Below are 18,061 nucleotides of genomic sequence, written 5' to 3' on the forward strand. Positions count from 1 at the left end.
CCCCTGCCCACTCATGAGCGCACCAGCAAGGGCAGCGGCGCGCGTGGTGCGTAGGACCGCTCCAGCCAGCGTGCCAGGCCCAGCAGCCCAGCACAGACGGCCGCGAGTGCGAATCCCAGCCAGGCGAGATTCCGCCTTGGCACTGGCCGCTCCGTTACGATCGGGCGTTGTTCGAGCTTGCCAATGGCCTCTATCGCCTGCAAAACCGCGTCCGGGCTTTCTGCCTCGAAGGCGCGATAGGGAATCCCGAGACGCTGGAGAAACAGGTGGAGGTGACGCTCCGGGCGCAGATGCGGGGTGTCGGCCTCGCCCGGCGCCGGCACCTCGAAAATGCTCTTGGCCCCTTGCGTGCGCAAGTAAAGCCAATAGAGGTTCACGGGTTGTCGTCTGGCGAGCGTTTCCAGCGCCTGCTGGACCTCCGGCGCGATGACACCGGCCCCGTCCGACACCATCAGGATCGCACGGGAACCGGTTACCGTGGCGTCGTCCATCATACCGAGTGCCAGCGCCAGGCCCCTGCCGACATCGGTTTGCGAGAGCCCGCGCTCATCAAGCGCCGAAATCGCCGCGGCAACGGCACTTCGGCTGTTCGTCAGCGGCAGCACCTCCATGGGCGCGGTGGAAAACGCCGCGATGGCGATACGGTCGTCCGGCCGGCCTGCGATGAATTCGGAAAGGATCCGCCGTGCGGCGGCGGATTTGCTTTCTTCCTCCGTGTCCGATTGCGCGCCTTGCGCAGATCCCGGCGCGCGCCCGGCGAAGGTTTCCTCCATCGAAGAGGAGCGGTCGATCAGCAACACCAGATTGGTTCCGATGCCGGTATAGGTCTCACTACCGCCGCGCAGGCACGGTTCCGCCAGCGCGACTATGAGCGCGGATATCGCCAGGACGCCGCAAGCGGTCAGCCCCCGGTCGATCACCGCGGAAGCGGGGTTGGTCGGACGGAGATCAAGCCTCGGCAGATCCCTCTCCTGCAACCAGCGGCGCACGAGCGGCAAAACCGCCAGCGGCAGCGCCAGGAGCACCAGCGGATGCGTGAAGGCAATCATGCCCGCCCCCGTTCGATCGCCGAGAGGCGGCGTGCGAGCGCGGCGATCTCCTCGGTTGCACGGGCTTTTGCCTCTGTGTCCGGTTCCTGCGAGCGGGCGAAAAAGACAGCGTCGGATTTTTCAAAGAAGACATGAAGCTCGTTCCGTAACGGATTGAATTTTATATTTTCCTTCAGAAATATTGACAACTCCGCACCAATCAGGCTTCGCCCGAAGGCGTCATCGAGAGCGCGATGCAGGATCTGCCGCCGTGCCTGCGTTTCGCTTTTCGGCAGGAGGCTGATACGGCGCGCAGCTATCGTGAAGGGACGAACCGGACGTGTACGGAACGGCCCCCACGCCTGATGGTAGGCGAGGAGCCCGGCCACGAGCACGAAGCCCGTCCCGAAAAGAACCAACCGTCGCCGGTCGCCATCTGTAGCGACCAGTTGAAACGCCGGATCGGGCCGGAGCCGATCTTGTGTCGAAGGGGCCATGATCGGACGGATCGGCGAGGTCACGAACTCGAAACCCGGCAGACGAACTTCACGTCCGTCGGAGAGGCGGATCATGTGCGCCGGGACAGTGCGACGGCTCGGCTCCAGCGCCGCATAGAACGTCTGCCAAGTGAAGGTCAGCACGACGCCGCCGGAAGTCTCCTTCTGCGAAACCTCGCGCAGATCGAGCCAATAGTCCACGGCACGCGGGCGCGGCAACGAAGCGGGCTCGATCGCCACGCCTTCGGGCATCCTAATCTCGACGTGTTGCAGCAGGGTGTCGCCGAGCCACCAGCCGTGGACGCGCGGTGCCTGTGACGCCACGGTCACCTCCCCTACCAGGCCCACCGGCTCCGCCGCGCGAGGCACCTCCGATAGCGCACTTGCCGGCCAAAGCAGTGCGAGCAGGAGCGCGCCGGCACGGATGACTGGCGCGCTCACAGCGGGGCCTCATCGAGTGCCGTCGCGAGTGCCGCGACATCGATCTGATCCCGGATTTCGACCGGCCGCAATCCAAATTCCGAAAAAACATCGCGCAGGACCTTTCGATGCCAGGCATGGGTCTCCGTTTCGGCCGCCGCCCAGCGTCTGGTGGTCAGGACAGCCCGCCGGCGGCCCGTTTCGGGATCGCGGATTTCGGCGATGCCGAAATGTCCGCGAGGCGTCTCGAGACCGCTGTCGCGCAGCCAAAGCGGCCAGACCGGTCGGGGGTCGAGCGCGGCCAGAAGCTGACGCAGTTCCGTGCTGTCATGCTCGAAATCCGAGATGAGAACGACGAGGATGCGGTCACGGGGCAGGCTGGTCGCAATCCGCACAAGTCCTTCCACGCCGCGCCCCTTTGGCACAAGTGTGGCCACGGCCTCATAGACTTGCGAAGGCATCGAGCGGCTTCGCGAGGCGCCAAGCGAAAGCAGCACGTCGTCCCCGCCAATCGCGGTGATGGCGAAGCGGTCGCGCCCACGCCACGCGGCTTCTGCAATTCCGGCCGCCAGCATGCGCGCGAGCCCTGCCCGGTCCGACCGGGCACCGGTGCAAAGCGAGGCAGACGCATCGAGCAGCAGGTGGACGGTCAGGTCGTTGCGCGCCTCGAAACGGCGCACGATCAGGCTTTCGAAAGGATCGGTCAGCGAACGGCGAAGGTCGATCCGTCGGGGATCGGGATGGGCAAGGAAGGCTGCGGTGTCGGCGAAGACGTCGCCTCCTCCGCGCAGGCGGGCCCGATGGGATCCCGCGCGAACGCCCGGAAGCGCGCGTGCCAGTTGCCAGGCGAGCATGTCGAAGAGGTGGAGCGCCTCGCCGGTCACTGTGCCGGTACCGGGGTGGCGTCGAAAATCGCCTGGATGAGAGCCGGCAGGATCGTTTCCCGACGCGGTTCGTGGGCCGGCGACAGGAACGTGCGGTGCGCCATGACGGGTTGGAACACCTGGCGCAGGTCCTGCGGCAGAACGGCATCGCGACCTGCGACCCATGCGGCAGCGCGGGCCGCGCGCACCAGAGACTGCATGCCGCGCGGGCTCGCCCCGCCGCGCACGAGCCTTGCGGTGTCCATATCATCGAGGGAGATCCCGGCTCCGGCCGGGTCGCGCAGGGCCCGGCAAAGCCGGAAGGCATACCGCTCCAGCGCCTCGCTTGCGTAAACCTCTTCCTGAATGCGGCGGGCGAGGCCGTTGAGTTCGGAATAGGGCAGCAACGCCTCCGGCAGCGTCGCGATCAACGCGTCCGTGTCGTGAAACCGGGTCTGGAAGGCGAGCGCGCGGCCGAGCGTCTCGTCCTCGGGCGCGGACACCGCGATTTCCATCATGAAGCGGTCGCGCGCCGCCGCAGGCAGTTCGAAGGTTTCGTCCCGTTCGATCTGGTTGCGATCGGCAAACACCTGAAGATGGGGGAAAAAACGGGTCTGGCGGAAGGCTTGCAGCGATCGTTCCGCCATCAGCCTAAGGAGCAGCGCATGAACCTGCGGTCGTGCCCGGTTGATCTCGTTGAAGAAAAAGACCGCGAGGTCGTCTCCCGTGGCCAGCACGGGGCCAGGTTCGATACGCGGACGTCCGGCCTCGTCGATATGGGCCTCGTAAAGCAGGTCGCTCGGCAGCAGGTCGACAGTGCCCTCGATACGCGCGAAAGGCCCGCCGATGATGCGCGCGACGGCGCGCAGGAGCGTGGTCTTGCCCGTGCCGACGTCGCCGGCGAGCAACACATGCCCCCGACACAACACCGTCAGCAGGATGAGGCGCACCGCATCGCCCTGCCCCAGGATCGTCTCGTTCAGCGCGGCCTGCGCTTCCTCGAAGCGCGTGCGCCAGTGTTCGTTGTCGTCAGCTCGCATCAGCACCGCTCAACCTCCAGAGTTGGCGCCGCGCATGTTGCTCGTTGACGCCCGATTGCCCGCCCGCTCCGGCAGCCCCCGATGCGGGAGCTCTCCGAGGGATGGAATGGCAACTGGTTGTCCATGCGCGGCGCCGACCGCCCTTCCTCAATCGACGGGAGGCGCGGCGGTATCGTCGTAGCCGGCGATCTTCTTGACGTCGTACTCGAAAGCGCCGGTCTTCTTCATGTTGTAGACGCGCCAGGCGTTGCGATGCTCCATCGCAGCAAGCGATTCTTCCTGCTTGGACAGCTCGGCCGGATCGTGCTGCGGATCGTATTTCGAACCTTCGACCTTCTCCGGGTAACCGGGTTTGGGTTCCCAGCACACGCCGGGTTCCTTGCAGTTGGTTCCGTCATAGGCGAGTGCGGAACCGGCGATCATCATGGCGGCGCCCGTCAGGGCGATCAGACGTTTCATCTTGCGTTTCCTCCTCTTCGTTGTCGGGACGGGAACCGGATTTGTCGCCCCTGCCCGTCTCGCCCGGGCTCAGGAACGGTCCTGGCCCGATTTCTTCGGTTCGTAGGGCGTGAAGCTCTTCCGCTTGTCCTCTTCGAGCCAGGTGGCCGTCGACGGTTCTCCGGTATAAAGGTGCCGAACCCACGCCATGACCTTGAGCATCTCGTCGAGCGTCAGGCTGCCCCACATCGGTCCCATCTGCCCCGTCGCTCCGCCGAACATGGTGGAGAACAGGCCCACGTCCTCCGCGTTGCGCGGATAGGTCCAGTAGTCGTCGTTCAGACCCGGTCCGATCTTGCCCTCGCCGTAATGGCCGTGGCAGCCGGAGCACATGGAGGCGAAAAGGTCCTCGCCTTCCGGCAACACGTCCGGGTCCTCGTTGTAGATGTTGACGCCGGTGTCGAAGAACATCCTGACGGCCTCCGTGTCCCGGCCCTCTTCCATGGCGAGGTCGAAATCGAGCGGCGTGCCGTCCACGGTGTTGTAGAATTGCGGGCTCGCCCAGGCGGCGAAGGCCGTCGCGCAGACGGCGGTGAGGGTCAAAGCGAAAGACTTCATCTTTTTCTCGTTTCAACTGGGCAATGCATCAACTGAGCGGCACGGTGGGAATGCCTTCCTCTTCCAGGATGGCCTTGATGCGCGCGCGGCCGGTCTCCAGCGCCTTCTCGATCCTGGCTTTCAGCTCCGGCCGGTCTTCCGCCACGCCGACCGACTGCGCGTAGGTGAGCGGAATTATCTTGCCGTCGGAGCGCTCGATGTCGTTGGAGATGAGCGTGATTTTCAGCGGCTGGCGCGACTGGCGCACATAGCGTGCGGCTTCGGGCGCGAACAGGATGCCGAGATCGGCGTTTCCGGCCGCGACCTCGTCCACCACCCGCTTGGCCGGCACCTGCGTGTAGCGGTTGCGCCGGTCCTCGAAACCGATGAGCGAGGACTGGTAGATGAGGTTGTATTCGTAGCGCCCGGTGTATTTCAGGATCGTCTCGGCCGGACCGTAATACCGATAGGCGAAGGTCTTGAAGCCCTCGCGATCGACATCCTGCCAGGTGTTGCCGTCAAAGGCCCGGTCCATGCGGCTGACAAAGGCATAGGAGGTCTTGTAGTAGGGCTTGGTGGTCAGCAGCCGTTCGTCGCCGGAATCGACGCCGATGATCACCTCGCAGAGATCCTTCTCGATCCCGTCGCGGACGAGGAAGATCGCATCCTTGTCGATGAGCACGGTTTCCAGCTTGAGTCCGGCCTCCTCCGCGATCACTTCCGCGATCCGGTTCTCGAAGCCCTTCAAGTCCTTGTCCGAGTAAGGTGCGTCCTTGGTGGACGCGCAAACCCGCATCGTGTCGGATGCGGCCGCCCTCTTGTCCGTCGCCAGCGCATGGCCCGTCATCAAGGGTGCAGCCAGCACGGCGGCGCCAACAGCGGCGCAATACATGCGTCGAGCCATCGTCTCTTCTCCGCAATTGGGTGTTCGGAAAATGGACGGGCGGCGGTCTCGCGCCGCCCGTCTCGCGTCAGGCCGGGTGTCACAGATCGCTGCCGGCCACGTACTCGCCGACGTTGGGATCCGAATAGGGGCTCTCGCCGTCGAGCGAGAACACCATCACGCCGCCGCCCATCTGGGTGTACTCCTGCAGCCGCTTGAAGGCGCCCACCGAACCGAGGCCCGCCGTCGGGTCCTTCAGGTCGAAGACGAGGCCCACGCCCGGCCAGCCGCCGACGCCGTAGTTGATGGCGATGTACTGGCGCCCGTCATGGCGATAGGTCATCGGATGGCCGATCACGCCGGAGGGCAGCTTGAACTTCCACAAAAGCTCGCCCGTGTCGGAATCGCGTGCCTTGATGAAGCCGTCGAGCGTTCCGTAGAAGGTCAGCCCACCGGCCGTCGCCATGGTGCCGCCCCACACGGAGAAACGCTCCATCGCTTCCCACTTCATCTCGCCGGTGATGGCGTCGTAGGCCTTCACCTGACCGAGACCCAGCGCGTTCTGCCGGTCGCCCTTCGGTCCGGGATACATGTTCAGCGTCGCGCCGACGAAGAACTGTCCCGCCCGGTAGGGAAGCATGAACGGCTCCCAGTCCATGCAGATGTGGTTGATGCCGAGCATGAAGACCTTGCGCTCGGGATCATAGGAATCGTGCCCCTGATTGTGGTAGCCCATGGCCGAGGGACAGATGTCGCGGGCATTGTGGTCCATGCGCGTGCCGTATTCGGGATCGCGCACCGGCAGGCCGGTGTCGAGCTGGACTTCGCGCACCCAGTTGACCGTGTCGTCCATCTTGTCGGCGGAGATCAGGTCGCCGTTGGTACGGTCGAGCGTGTAGACGATGCCGTTGCGGTCGGGATGGGTCAGGAGCTTGCGCATGTTGCCCTCCTTGTCCTCCTGCTCCGACAGCATCATCACGTTGACGCCGGCATAGTCCCATTCGTCATGCGGGGTCTTCTGGTAGGCGAACTTCGCCTCGCCGGTATCGGCGTCGCGCCCCCAGATCGCCATGGTCCACTTGTTGTCGCCCGGCCGCATGGTCTCGTTCCACGGCGCCGGGTTGCCCGAACCGTAATAGAAGAGGTTTTCCTCCGGGTCGTAGGCATACCAGCCCCAGTTGGTGCCGCCGCCGATCTTCCAGGCGTCGCCCTCCCAGGTCTTCGTGCCGAGGCCGAACTGACCATAATGCGGGTTGGGGGCGTTGAAGTCCTTGGCGAGCAGGAGGTCCTTGTCGGGCCCCGTGGCAAACGCGCGCCAGCGGCGCTCTCCGGTCTTTACGTCATAGGCGGTGACGTAGCCGCGTACGCCCAGCTCCGCGCCGGACGAACCGACCAGAACCATGTCCTTGATGACATAGGGAGCGATCGTGAGGGTGGCGCCGACCTTGATGTCCGCGTTCTCCATATTCCAGCGCGTCTCGCCGGTGTCCGCGTCGATGGCGACGATGTGGCCGTCGAGCTGCGTGCGGAAGATCAGGGGACCAACGTCGTCGTCGCCCGGCCAGTAGGCGAGCCCGCGATTGACCACGTCGCAGCATGCGACCGTGCGCGCGGTCGGGTTCTGCTTCGGCTTGTTCTGCCAAAGGATGTGGCCGGGCTCGTTGAGGTCGAGCGCGAAGACCGTGTTGGGATAGGGCGAGTGGACGAACATCCGGTCGCCGACGACAAGCGGTGTTCCCTCATGGCCGTGCAGAACGCCCGTGGAGAACGACCATGCCGGCTTCAGGTTCTTGACCGTCTCCTTGTTGATGTCGGTCATTTCCGAATAGTTCTGCTCGTTGTAGTCGCGCCCGGTCATGACCCAGTTGGCCGAGTCCTTGGCGAGTTCCACGAGCTTGTCGTTGGCGCCGGCTGTCGTCGATGCCAGCAACGATGCCCCGAGCATCGATCCGCCCAGGGCGGTGGTGAGGACGAGCCGCGACAACCGGGCCCGCCTGGCGGTTTTGAGCGTCATGAATTCCTCCCATGATTGCCCGCTCATTTGGGTGTCGGGCAAGACAGCCCCCGGAGGGCGATGACGTGATGATCCGGGTCTGATTGGGGGACTGTGCGCCGGTTGCGAGCGGGTTGTCTCTGGGTGTTTTACCCAAAACTATTCGGGGACTTTTCCTCTCCTCTTTCGGGAAAGAGTCCCCATTGCAATGGGTTAGGTGGATTCGGCATAGCACCAAGGTCTGAGAACCAGTACTTTCGTGCTATGTCCTCGTTATTGCTCCCAAACTGCCCCGGGACTACGATTCATTACGTAAAGGCAGATCGACCGCCCCGGCTCTCGACAGGCCGACGCCGGGCGCGCGCCTGAACGGGAACCTTTGCATGGCGTTTTCTCGCCCTGCGCGGGTCTTGGGAAAGGCCTCCACGGGTCTTGGGAAAGGGAGGAGCCATGACGGAAGACGCCACGTTGCGAACGTCTGCGCTGGCCGTCGCTTTCACCGTCGTTTTGCTTGCGATTGCCGGTTCGCTAGCGCTTGTCGGATGGGACGATGGTGACCGCACGCTTCCGCCCAATTCCCGAAACGGGGGAAATGCCGATGGGCGCTCTTTGCCGGCCGGCCCGGAAAAGGCCGGTAGCTGGCTCGAAATCGATGGTCAAGAAAGCCCGTCCGCCTTTCTCGCGCGCATGACGCAAAGCGACCTCGCCGCCGTCGGTGCGGCTTTCTCCGTCCTCGCCACCCGGTACCGCGAAAGTCCGCGCATGATCGCCAATCGCACGCTGCAGATCTGGCAGATTGCGCGCGAAAGCAGGGACGGCCCGGCGCTGCCGGATCTCCTGCGCGATCTTGGCCGGCTGCCGGATGCGGCGAGCCGCCTGAGCCTCGGTTCGGTGACCCAGCTCTACCGCGTGCAGCGCGACAGTGGCGTCGGCCATTCCCAAGCCTTGAAGGCAGCGTTGGAGGAAGCGCATTGACCCTCTCGGGCGACATGCCGGCCCACCTGACCGGAGCCGCCGCCTCTGCGGAAGCAGATATCGGCAGGCGCCGGATCTCGCTTCGCGCGCTCATTCTTGCGGTGTCGTTGCTCGTTTCCGTTTCGTTGTGCGCGGCAGTTGCCAGCATCCTCGTGTTCAACGCCAGGCTTGCGGTCGACGATGAGATCCGTTCTGCCTTCGAGTTCGCCAGGGCCTCGATCACCGCGGGGCTGCCCAACCGCTTCGCGGATGCAAACATAATGTCGCGCGCCCATACGCTCGCGAGCGAGATCGACGCACGCCGCCATGTCGCCGTGACCATTGTGCCGATCGGCGGCCAGAACCAAACACCATCCGCGCCGATAGCCGGCAATGACAAGCCGGTGCCCGCCTGGTTCGCCGCCCTCATGGAGCCGGAGCAACTCATCGACCGGTTTCCCATCACCCAGTACCCGAATGTGCTGGGCAGCCTCAGGCTGGTGTCTGACCCGACCGACGAGATTGCCGAAGTCTGGGAGGATTTCAGCATCATCCTGCCGGTGCTGTTGGCGACGGGACTGGCATTTGTCGCGATGAGCGCGTTTATCGGCCAGATACTTGGCCGACGCCTGTCCAGCGTGCTTGTCGCGATGAGCGAAATGCGCTGCGGCCGGCTGGAGGTGCGGGCGCCGGACGATCGCCTTGCCGAGTTTTCCGCATTGGCTGCGGGCGTCAACGATCTCGCGGTTCATCTCCAGCGCGAGCAGGCGGAGAACAGCCTGCTGCAAACGCGCCTTCTCAGCCTGTGCGAGAACGAACGCGCGCGCATCGCACACGATCTCCACGATGAGATGGGGCCCGAGCTCTTCGCACTGAACGCCGCTGCCGGCCAGGCCCGCAAGAGCGTTGCCGTTCTGCGTGAGATGAGGCCGGGCGTGGCGGAGACCGAAGTGCTCGGCGATGCCGTGCAGGCGATCCTGCGTCACACGGCTGAGATCCAGCGAAGCGCCCGGGCGGCCATAAACGATCTGCGCCCGATGATCGCCGGTGCCGCATCGCTTTCCGAACTGATCGAGGAACTGGTTGCCGGGTTCGGCGAGACGGCGGGCGAAACGCGGCTCATCGTGCGGGCCGATCCCGCCGTGCACGCCGACGAGATGGGAGAGATCTCGATCTACCGGTTCGTGCGCGAAAGCGTGCTCAATGCGTTGCGTCACGGCAATCCCGATCTGGTGGAGGTCGCGCTCTGGCGGGAGGGAAACATGATCGTCGCGCGGGTCGCCGACAGCGGACGCAGCGGCGACATCGCCGCTTTGGCCCCGGGTTTCGGCCAGCTGGGGATGCGCGATCGCGCCCTCGCGCTGGGAGCTCTCTACAAGCCTCCATGGCGCGAGAATGGTCACACGGTCACCGAACTGAGGGTCCCTGTCAGATGAATGCTACAGCCCGTACCATACGTTCCGACCGGGACAAACGCGTGCTCATCGTCGATGACCATCCGGTGGTGGCCGAGGGCTGGGGCCGGATCATCCGCGACCGCATGCCATGCGAAATCCTGTCGGCGGGAACCACGCTCGCCGGATGGCGGGCGTGGCGCAATCACAAGCCGGACATGATCGTCGTGGACCTGAGCCTCGGCGACAACAAGGTGGCGGGACTGAAATTGATCGAGCGCCTGCGGCGCGTCGATCTCGACGTGCCGATCCTCGTCTTCACGATGCACTCCAGTGCCATTCTGGCGCGCCGGGCCCTGCGAACCGGGGCCCAGGGCATCATCAACAAGGACGCTCCGCCCGACGAGATCTGCCATGCGTTTGCGGAAGTCGCCGCCGGCCGCCATTACATGGACAGCCGCTTCGCCCGCCAGATCGCCCTCATGGAGGTCAAGGGGGCGAGCTCGGCGCACGTCGCCCTCACCCACCGCGAGGAGGAAATTCTGGCGATGCTGGCGGAAGGCCTGTCCTACCAACTCATTTCCGAGCGCGCCTGCATAAGCTACAAGACCGTCTCCAACGTGGCGCTGACCCTCAAAACCAAGCTCGGTGCCCGCAACCTCACGGATCTTGTCGTGAAGGGAATCCAGTATTTCGAGGCCGTTTGAGGCAGAGATCGAGAACCGTCAGCCTCGACCACATCAGCCCCTCTTCTCAGCCCGCGAGAGCCGGGAGTTCGAGAAGCTGGCGTAGGTCCGTGATCTCGATATCGGCCTCCGCGAAATGGGGCGCGTCGGGCTCGGGCCGGTAGAAGGCGACATTCAGCCCCCCTCGCCTGCCGGAAAGGGCGCCGGTTGCCGAATCCTCCACCGCCAGCACGGTTTCGCGCGCAACGCCCAGGGCGCTGACGGCGCGGACATAGGGTTCCGGATCCGGCTTGCCGCGTTTCACGTCGGAAAACGAGATCGAGCCCAAGAGATACGGCGCGATGCCGAGGGTGCGGATGTTCGTATCGACGATCTTGCGCGATGAGTTGGAAACGCAGATCTGCACGATCCCGCGTTCCGCCAGGGTCTTCACCGTCTCCAGCGCGCCGGGCATGGCCTCCAGCCCTTCGGCATGGGCCACGTACCAATCCATGATCTGGCCGTTCCACGCCTCTTCCGTCAGGTCGTCAGGGTACTGTCCAGCAAGCGCGCGCCAGACATTGGACATGTGAACGCCCCGGAAGCGGGCATCCGGTTCGCCGGAGAGGTCGAGGCCGTACTGCTTGCTCACCGCGATCAGCGCGCGCAGATGCAGCGGCTCGCTGTCGACCAGGGTTCCGTCGATATCCCAGGCAACAGCCTTGATGTGCGACGCCTTCACGCGTGAAACCCCTTCAGTCTTTCATAAAGCTCCCGGAAACGCGCGTACCCGCTTTCGTAAGTTTCTCGGTTTTCCGGCTTTGGCGCGATCTGGCCCGCGTCGGAGACGAAGGCGGCGATGCCGTCCCACTCCGCCAGCCCGACACCGACCGCCGCCGTCCACGCGGCTCCGAGGCAAGAGCCCGGATGGCCGCCCAGCCGACGTACCGGGGCACCCATCACGTCGGCGACGATCCCCATCCAGACCGTGCTCTGAGAGCCGCCGTCGGAGACATAGAACGTGTCGGCCGGGTGGCCCATGTCGCGCAGCACCTCCACGTGATGACGAAGGGCATAGGCATAGGCTTCCAGCACCGCACGCCAAAGGTGGCCGATATCGTGCGAAAGCGTCAGCCCCTCGATGACGCCGCGCGCCGAAGGATCATGCAGCGGGGTCTTTTCACCGAGAAAATAAGGCAGCACCGTCAGGTCGTCGGACCCGGCGGGACGGTCGGCTGCAAGATCGTCGAGCCAGGCGTGGGCGGACTTGCCACCGGTCTCGATATTCGCGGCGAATGTCTTGACGAACCAGTTCAGTACCGAGCCGCCCGTCGACATGCAGCCGTTGGGCATGTAGAGGCCGGGGATCAGGTGATAGTCGAGATAAAGCCGCGCATCGGGCACCACCCGGTCGGTCGCGGTCATGACGTCGACGGCACCGCCGAACTTCAGCAGCACATCGCCCGATTTCGTCACGCCCGCCCCGAGGGCCGATGCGATCATGTCCGCGGCACCGCCGACCACGGGCGTGCCCTGCGCAAGTCCGGTCGCCTCGGCGGCTTTCGCCGTCACCTTGCCGAGGATCTCGTGCGAACCGATCTTGGGCGGGACCGCGGCTTCCGGTACGCCCGTCATGCGGGCGAGTTCCGGGTCGAGCCGGTCATGCTTGACGTCCACGAGCCCGGCTTCCAGCGCCCAGTTCTGCTCGATCGCCTTCACACCCGTCAGACGCCAATTGATGAAGTCGTAGGAGCCGAACGCGGTCGCCACGCGGGCGAAGTTCTCCGGCTCGTGCCGCTTGATCCAGCGCATCTTGGCGCCGACGAGCTGCTGATTGACGCCGTTTCCCGCCCGCTGGAGAAAGGCCTTCTCGTCGATCTCGGCGCGCATTTCCTCGACTTCCGCGCCGCAGCGCCCGTCGCTTTGCTGGATGGAGGGGCGGATCAGCCGGTCCTCGCCATCGAGCAGCACGACCGCCGGCAGCATGCCGGAGACGCCGATCGCCGCGATCTCGTCGGCCTTGCGGCCGCTTTGTGCAAGCAGATCGGGAATGATCGCGCAGACATTGCCCCACCATTCCTCCGGATCCTCCTCCGCCCAGCCCGCGCGCGGCGAGTTCAGGTTCACGGGACGCGAGGCCATGGCCAGCACCCGATCGGGCAGTTCGATCAGAATACCGATGGTCGAGGTCGTGCCGATATCGAGGCCGAGGACGAGCGACATGTCATGCTCCGTCAAAAAGCAGCGCGGGAAAAGCAAATCGCCTTCGCGGGGGAGACGCGAAGGCGGGAGAGGGTTTGGCTCTTTGGCGGGAACCAGGATGGGGCCACGTGACATGCCGCCGACCGGGCCCGGGGTTTGAGGAAACCCCGGATCAAGGTTGATCGTGCCGCTGCATTTTGTCTGCCTTGCGGCCGATATCCCTTCCCGACCGGTCTCGCGTCGGGTTTCGGGAAGGATGACGGCAGGTTTCCGCCAAAGAGCGAAACTCTCGATGGGAGGCCTCCGCTGCCTGCCCGGCCCCCCATCGCTTCGAACGGAGGCCGGGGCTGACAGCGAAAGCGGCTGCGCCGGTGTTCAGCGCAGGGAGTTCACCTTGTCCATGAACCGGGTCACGCGGTCGGCATCGACCTTGTTCCAGGTGTTGCCGTCCACCTTGAAATGCGTGCCGATGACGCAACCGGAGGCAACCGACATGACGTCGGCGACATTGTCGATGTTGACGCCGGTGTTGGCGAAGACCGGCACGTCGGTCACCGTCTCGCAGACCTTGCGCAGGTCGGACTGGTTGGCCGGCTGACCGGTGATCGGACCGGAGACAAGGACGGCGTCTGCGAGCGAGGAGAAGACCGCGCTTTTGGCACGCAGCTCGATCGACCGCTGGTCCAGCGAATGGGCGAACTCGGCGTTGATGTTGAACAGCATCTTCATGTCCTGGCGCTTCAGGTTGGCGCGCAGGCGCGAGGCGGACGCGCAGTCCGGCTCCCAGATGCCCATGTCGGAGGCGAAGACACCGGTGAAGATCTCGCGCACGAAGTTGGCGCCGGTGATCGAGCCGATGGCGATCGAGCTCATCGGATCCCACAGGTAGTTCACGCCAAAGGGCACCTTCAGCATCGGCTTGATCGCCATCACGACGGCCGTCATCGCAGAGATGCTTTCCGGCGTGCCCTTGAAGACGTACGGGCGGTCGTTCTCGTTGCCGAACATGATGGCATCGACCCCACCTGCCTGCAGCTTCTCGACATCCTTCGAAACGTCCTCGATGAGACCATCCATGCCACGGTCGGCGTCATAGAGCGGCGAGCCGGGCAGCGCGCCGATATGTGCCATGGCGATCACGGCCTTCTTCTTCGAGCCGAAAAAGTCGAAAATCATCGATTTCTCCTGATGGGGTTGCCCTTTTGGGTCTGCTTGAGGCCGAGAGTTTGCTCAAAGGCCGGTGATCTGAACGTCGACATTGGCCGCCGCGAGCGCGGAGGCGATGTCGACGGGAGGTGGCGCGTCCGTGATGATCATGGACGCGGCCTGGAGGGCTGCGACGCGCGCGGTCGACATGCGGCGAAACTTCGACGAGTCGCACAGAACGATCCGTTTGGCCGACCGTTCGATGTAGACCCGCTTCATCTCGATCTCCTCCAGCGAGTAATCGAAAAAGCCTTCGCTCGTCATGCCGGAGGTGCCGAGCACCGCGACGTCGAAATAGAACTGGGAGAACTGCTCGACCGCGACCGGGCCGGTCATCGACATTTCATCGGGCCGGATCCGGCCGCCCGGCACGTAGACCTCGGCCTCGGTCTCCGCCAGGGTCTCGGCGATGCGAAGTCCGTTGGTGAAGACGCGCTTGCGGTGCAGCCGGCCGGCCGTCGCGGCCATCTTCTGGGCCGTAATCTGCGTGCTCGTGCCAACGTCCATGGCGATGGTGCGATAGGCCTGAAGCACCTCCGCCGCCCGCGCCGCGATGCGCTCCTTGAGGCCTGCATTGTGCTTCAGCCGGGCCTTGAAGGTCGGCTCGACGTCGTCGATCACCTGCAGCGGCCCGCCCGCCGGCGGCACCGCACCGCCGTGAACCCGCTCCAGAAGCCCCTCACGCTCCAGCTCGCTCAGATCCCGGCGTACCGTCATGTCCGAAATCCCGAAATCCCGCGCGATCTCCGCAACGGTGATCGACCCGCCCTCGTGCAGGCGCTTCAGGATTTCGTTCATTCTTGCCTGCGCGGGCGTTCTGGGCTTTTCCAACAAGCTCATGGCAGCTCTCTGTCCAGGCGACGTCGCGAATTCGAATGTGGGGCGCCGTCGGTTGGGGGCTTTGTCATGCCCACGGTACAGATTGCGACGGACCAAATCAAACATTTATGTTGTTTTTTGTGTTCGTTTTTGTTTTGTTGGTCCGGCAAAGGAGTATGCGATGTCCCCTAACGACCTTCCCGTCCAGTCCTGTCCCGACCTCAAGTCCAAGAAGGCCATCGTCACCGGCGGTGCCGTCGGTATCGGCTATGCCATCGCACGCGCGCTGGCCGCGCAGGAGGTCACGGTGACCATCGCCGACCTCAACGAGGACGCGGCGATCAAGGCGGCGGAGAGTCTTCCGGGATCTCATCACGCAGTGGCGGTCGACGTTCGCGAGCGCGGCTCCGTTGATCGCGCCTTCACGGACGCCGTCGAGAAGATAGGCGGACTTGACATCCTCATCGCCAATGCGGGCGTCTCGACGATGCGTCCCGCCGTCGATCTCACGGACGAGGACTGGGACTTCAACATGGACGTCAACGCGCGTGGCGTCTTTATGTGCAACCAGTGGGCGGCCCGGCGTTTCCTTGAGCAGGGGCATGGCGTCATCACCAACACCGCCTCCCTCGCGGCGAAAGTGGGCGCTCCGTTCCTGGCCCACTATTCGGCGAGCAAGTTCGCGGTCGTCGGCTGGACGCAGGGGCTCGCGCGCGAGCTTGCGCCCAAGGGCATCCGCGTCAATGCCGTCTGCCCCGGCCTGGTCAAGACGTCGATGCAGGACCGCGAGATCCAGTGGGAAGCGACCTTGCGCGGCATGACGCCGGAAGAGGTCTTCCAGGACTATATCTCCCAGACACCGCTCGGACGCATCGAGACGCCGGAGGATGTGGCGGGCGTCGTGGTGTTCCTGTGCTCCGACGCAGCACGGTTCATGACCGGACAGGCGCTGAACGTGACCGGCGGAATTTACACGACGTGATCAAATTTTGTTCGAATGCAAGCTTGTGCAGTTTGTTTGTGTTCGTTTAGTCTGAAAAAGAAACGTCTCGATCAGCCCATCGGAAGAACGCATGGCAAGCATCCAGTTGCAGACGGTCAGTAAGGCCTTCGGATCCAACGTCTACGGGGTCCGGGACGTTGACCTGACGATCGAGGACGGCGAGTTCATCTGCTTTCTCGGTCCGTCGGGATGCGGCAAATCCACCACCTTGCGCATGATCGCCGGGCTTGAGGATGTGACCAGCGGCTCGATCCTGATCGGCGACAAGGACATGACCCGCGTGGCCCCGCGCGACCGCAATGTCGCCGTGGTCTTCCAGAGCTATGCGCTCTACCCGCACATGACGGTCCGCCAGAACATGGAGTTCGGGCTCAAGATGCGGGGCCTTGAGCCGGCAAGGCGCGACGAGAGGATCGACACTGTCAGCGAGATCCTCGGGCTCACGCCCTACCTGAACCGCAAGCCGGCCGCGCTTTCCGGTGGCCAGCGCCAGCGCGTCGCGCTCGGCCGGGCGATGGTGCGCGAGCCTGACGTCTTTCTGATGGACGAGCCGCTGTCCAATCTCGATGCGAAGCTGCGCGCGGAAATGCGGCTGGAGCTGATCAAGCTGCACCGCCGGCTCGGGCGCACGACCATCTTCGTCACCCACGACCAGGTCGAGGCGATGACGATGGGCGACCGGATCTGCATCATGCGCGACGGTCACCTGGTGCAGGTCGGCAAGCCGCTGGAGGTCTATGCCAATCCCGTCGATACGTTCGTCGCGCAGTTTCTGGCCTCCCCGGCGATGAACCTGCTTGATGCCGAACTCCTCGACGATACGGACGGGGGAAAGGTCGTCGTATCCGCCTTCGGCCGGTTCCCGCTTTCGCCAACGCAGGCCAAAGCCTATGAGGCGGCGCGCGGTCGAAAGCTTCTTGTGGGACTGAGGCCCGAAGACATCCACGAGGAGGCGGGCCCCGATCGGGTCGCCTTCCACGCGGAGATCGTTGCCGTGGAAGCGCTGGGGACGGAGAACATCGTCGTCTTCACCGTCGCCGGCCGGGAGTACACCGCACGCCTGGGCCGGCACTACATTCCAGCGGTCGGCACCGCCGTCCCGCTCCATGCGGATCCGCGGCAGCTGCATCTCTTCGACGCAGAAACCACGCGGGCCTATCCCCGCCCCTCCTTCGAACCGCATTCCGGCAAGGAGGTCTAGGCCCATGCGCAAGGCTGTCTCCCACCTCGGACTGATCTTCTTTTCCGCAGTGGTGCTGCTGCCGATCCTCTGGGTCCTGCGAACGAGCCTCGTTCCCGAACATCTTTCCTACAGCTCCGAGATCCTGCCCGAACTCACGTTCGACAATTACCTTGCGCTCTTCACCACAAAGCATTTCGGCAACAACTACGTGAACTCGATCCTTGTTGCGGTCGGTTCGGTCGTCGTCGCCATGCCGCTCGCCTGCACCACCGGCTACGCCTTTGCCCGGTTCCGCACCAGCGGGCGGGCGGGACGCTTCGCGGTTCTCGCCACCCAGATGCTGCCGCCGGTGGCCCTCGCCCTGCCCACCTTCATGTTCTACCGCACGGTCGGCCTCACCAATTCGTTGACCGGCCTGACGCTGGTCTACGCCGCGCTGAACCTGCCTTTCCTCACCTGGATCCTGATGGGCTTCTTCGAATCCGTGCCCTCCGACCTCGAGGGTGCCGCAATGACAGATGGCGCAACCGCGTGGGGCGCCTTCTGGCGCATCGTGCTTCCGGTCGCAGCTCCCGGCATCGCGGCGGCTGCCGTGCTCGGCTTCATCCTGTCGTGGAACGAGTTTCTCTTCGCCCTGATCCTTGGTGGGCCAAGGACCGCGACCGTCCCGGTTGCGCTGGCCTCGCTTCAAACCTCCAACGGCGTCGAGATCGCGAAAGTGTCCGCCGGCGTTTCCCTTGCCATTCTGCCCCTGATGATCGCGTCGCGCTTCATTCAGCGCTACCTCGTCCAGGGCCTTTCCTTCGGCAGCGTCAAATGACTGTCGTTTCGGGCCAAAAGGCCATCCCCGCATCTCCTTGCCAGAGAGGTTTGCCC

General features: G+C 64.5%; 18 protein-coding genes. 6 read left to right on the forward strand and 12 right to left on the reverse strand.

Annotated features, from left to right (window positions below; genetic code table 11):
- Positions 1–11 precede the first annotated feature (11 nt).
- From V2L18_RS11275 to V2L18_RS11310, 8 genes are all read right to left on the reverse strand, one after another.
- Positions 12–1,049, reverse strand: coding sequence for a vWA domain-containing protein (locus V2L18_RS11275; protein WP_336178347.1), 1,038 nt, complete (start codon positions 1,047–1,049; stop codon positions 12–14).
- Positions 1,046–1,966 (reverse strand): hypothetical protein, encoded by a 921-nt coding sequence (locus tag V2L18_RS11280; RefSeq protein ID WP_336178348.1) that lies wholly within the window; start codon positions 1,964–1,966, stop codon positions 1,046–1,048. The genes V2L18_RS11275 and V2L18_RS11280 overlap by 4 nt, the downstream gene beginning before the upstream one ends.
- Positions 1,963–2,829 carry a hypothetical protein gene (locus V2L18_RS11285; RefSeq protein ID WP_336178350.1) on the reverse strand — a complete coding sequence of 289 codons (867 nt, stop codon included), beginning with the start codon at positions 2,827–2,829 and terminating at the stop codon, positions 1,963–1,965. The genes V2L18_RS11280 and V2L18_RS11285 overlap by 4 nt, the downstream gene beginning before the upstream one ends.
- Positions 2,826–3,848, reverse strand: a complete 1,023-nt coding sequence (locus V2L18_RS11290) for a MoxR family ATPase (protein WP_336178727.1) — start codon at positions 3,846–3,848, stop codon at positions 2,826–2,828. Before V2L18_RS11290 ends, V2L18_RS11285 begins: the two co-directional genes overlap by 4 nt.
- 147 nt (positions 3,849–3,995) lie before the next feature.
- The gene (locus tag V2L18_RS11295) at positions 3,996–4,307 is read right to left on the reverse strand and encodes a methanol dehydrogenase [cytochrome c] subunit (protein ID WP_336178351.1); all 312 of its coding nucleotides are present in this window, start codon (positions 4,305–4,307) and stop codon (positions 3,996–3,998) included.
- 69 nt (positions 4,308–4,376) lie between these two features.
- On the reverse strand, positions 4,377–4,904 hold the full coding sequence (gene moxG / locus V2L18_RS11300; RefSeq protein ID WP_336178352.1) for a cytochrome c(L), periplasmic: 528 nt from the start codon (positions 4,902–4,904) through the stop codon (positions 4,377–4,379).
- 28 nt (positions 4,905–4,932) lie between these two features.
- On the reverse strand, positions 4,933–5,787 hold the full coding sequence (gene moxJ / locus V2L18_RS11305) for a methanol oxidation system protein MoxJ (protein ID WP_336178353.1): 855 nt from the start codon (positions 5,785–5,787) through the stop codon (positions 4,933–4,935).
- A 79-nt stretch (positions 5,788–5,866) separates the two neighbouring features.
- Positions 5,867–7,711, reverse strand: a complete 1,845-nt coding sequence (locus V2L18_RS11310) for a methanol/ethanol family PQQ-dependent dehydrogenase (protein ID WP_336178728.1) — start codon at positions 7,709–7,711, stop codon at positions 5,867–5,869.
- 498 nt (positions 7,712–8,209) lie between these two features.
- On the opposite strand from V2L18_RS11310, the gene V2L18_RS11315 reads away from it, so the two are divergent.
- From V2L18_RS11315 to V2L18_RS11325, 3 genes are read left to right on the forward strand one after another with little or no spacing between them, the layout of a single operon-like run.
- Positions 8,210–8,734 carry a hypothetical protein gene (locus V2L18_RS11315; RefSeq protein WP_336178354.1) on the forward strand — a complete coding sequence of 175 codons (525 nt, stop codon included), beginning with the start codon at positions 8,210–8,212 and terminating at the stop codon, positions 8,732–8,734.
- Entirely contained in the window at positions 8,731–10,149 is a 1,419-nt protein-coding gene (locus V2L18_RS11320) for a LapD/MoxY N-terminal periplasmic domain-containing protein (RefSeq protein ID WP_336178355.1), read from the forward strand. Before V2L18_RS11315 ends, V2L18_RS11320 begins: the two co-directional genes overlap by 4 nt.
- Positions 10,150–10,190: 41 nt before the next feature.
- A complete protein-coding gene (locus tag V2L18_RS11325) occupies positions 10,191–10,814 on the forward strand; it encodes a response regulator transcription factor (protein ID WP_336178356.1) in 624 nt (207 codons plus the stop codon).
- Positions 10,815–10,860: 46 nt separating this feature from the next.
- On the opposite strand, the gene V2L18_RS11330 is transcribed toward V2L18_RS11325, so the two are convergent.
- The 4 genes from V2L18_RS11330 to V2L18_RS11345 all read right to left on the reverse strand — a co-directional run bounded on the left by V2L18_RS11330 (position 10,861) and on the right by V2L18_RS11345 (position 14,978).
- Positions 10,861–11,514 carry an HAD family phosphatase gene (locus V2L18_RS11330; protein WP_336178357.1) on the reverse strand — a complete coding sequence of 218 codons (654 nt, stop codon included), beginning with the start codon at positions 11,512–11,514 and terminating at the stop codon, positions 10,861–10,863.
- On the reverse strand, positions 11,511–12,995 hold the full coding sequence (locus tag V2L18_RS11335; RefSeq protein ID WP_336178358.1) for an FGGY-family carbohydrate kinase: 1,485 nt from the start codon (positions 12,993–12,995) through the stop codon (positions 11,511–11,513). Before V2L18_RS11335 ends, V2L18_RS11330 begins: the two co-directional genes overlap by 4 nt.
- A 354-nt stretch (positions 12,996–13,349) precedes the next feature.
- Positions 13,350–14,150 (reverse strand): BtpA/SgcQ family protein, encoded by an 801-nt coding sequence (locus tag V2L18_RS11340; RefSeq protein WP_336178359.1) that lies wholly within the window; start codon positions 14,148–14,150, stop codon positions 13,350–13,352.
- Positions 14,151–14,204: 54 nt separating this feature from the next.
- The gene (locus V2L18_RS11345; RefSeq protein ID WP_336178360.1) at positions 14,205–14,978 is read right to left on the reverse strand and encodes a DeoR/GlpR family DNA-binding transcription regulator; all 774 of its coding nucleotides are present in this window, start codon (positions 14,976–14,978) and stop codon (positions 14,205–14,207) included.
- A 202-nt stretch (positions 14,979–15,180) separates the two neighbouring features.
- Between V2L18_RS11345 and V2L18_RS11350 the strand changes: the two genes are divergently transcribed.
- From V2L18_RS11350 to V2L18_RS11360, 3 genes are all read left to right on the forward strand, one after another.
- Positions 15,181–15,981, forward strand: a complete 801-nt coding sequence (locus V2L18_RS11350) for an SDR family oxidoreductase (RefSeq protein ID WP_336178361.1) — start codon at positions 15,181–15,183, stop codon at positions 15,979–15,981.
- Between the two features lie 91 nt (positions 15,982–16,072).
- On the forward strand, positions 16,073–17,203 hold the full coding sequence (ugpC, locus tag V2L18_RS11355) for a sn-glycerol-3-phosphate ABC transporter ATP-binding protein UgpC (protein WP_336178362.1): 1,131 nt from the start codon (positions 16,073–16,075) through the stop codon (positions 17,201–17,203).
- Between the two features lie 4 nt (positions 17,204–17,207).
- On the forward strand, positions 17,208–18,005 hold the full coding sequence (locus V2L18_RS11360) for a carbohydrate ABC transporter permease (RefSeq protein WP_336178363.1): 798 nt from the start codon (positions 17,208–17,210) through the stop codon (positions 18,003–18,005).
- Positions 18,006–18,061 lie beyond the last annotated feature (56 nt).

This window comes from Breoghania sp. JC706 (assembly GCF_037026715.1).
Lineage (GTDB): Bacteria > Pseudomonadota > Alphaproteobacteria > Rhizobiales > Stappiaceae > Breoghania.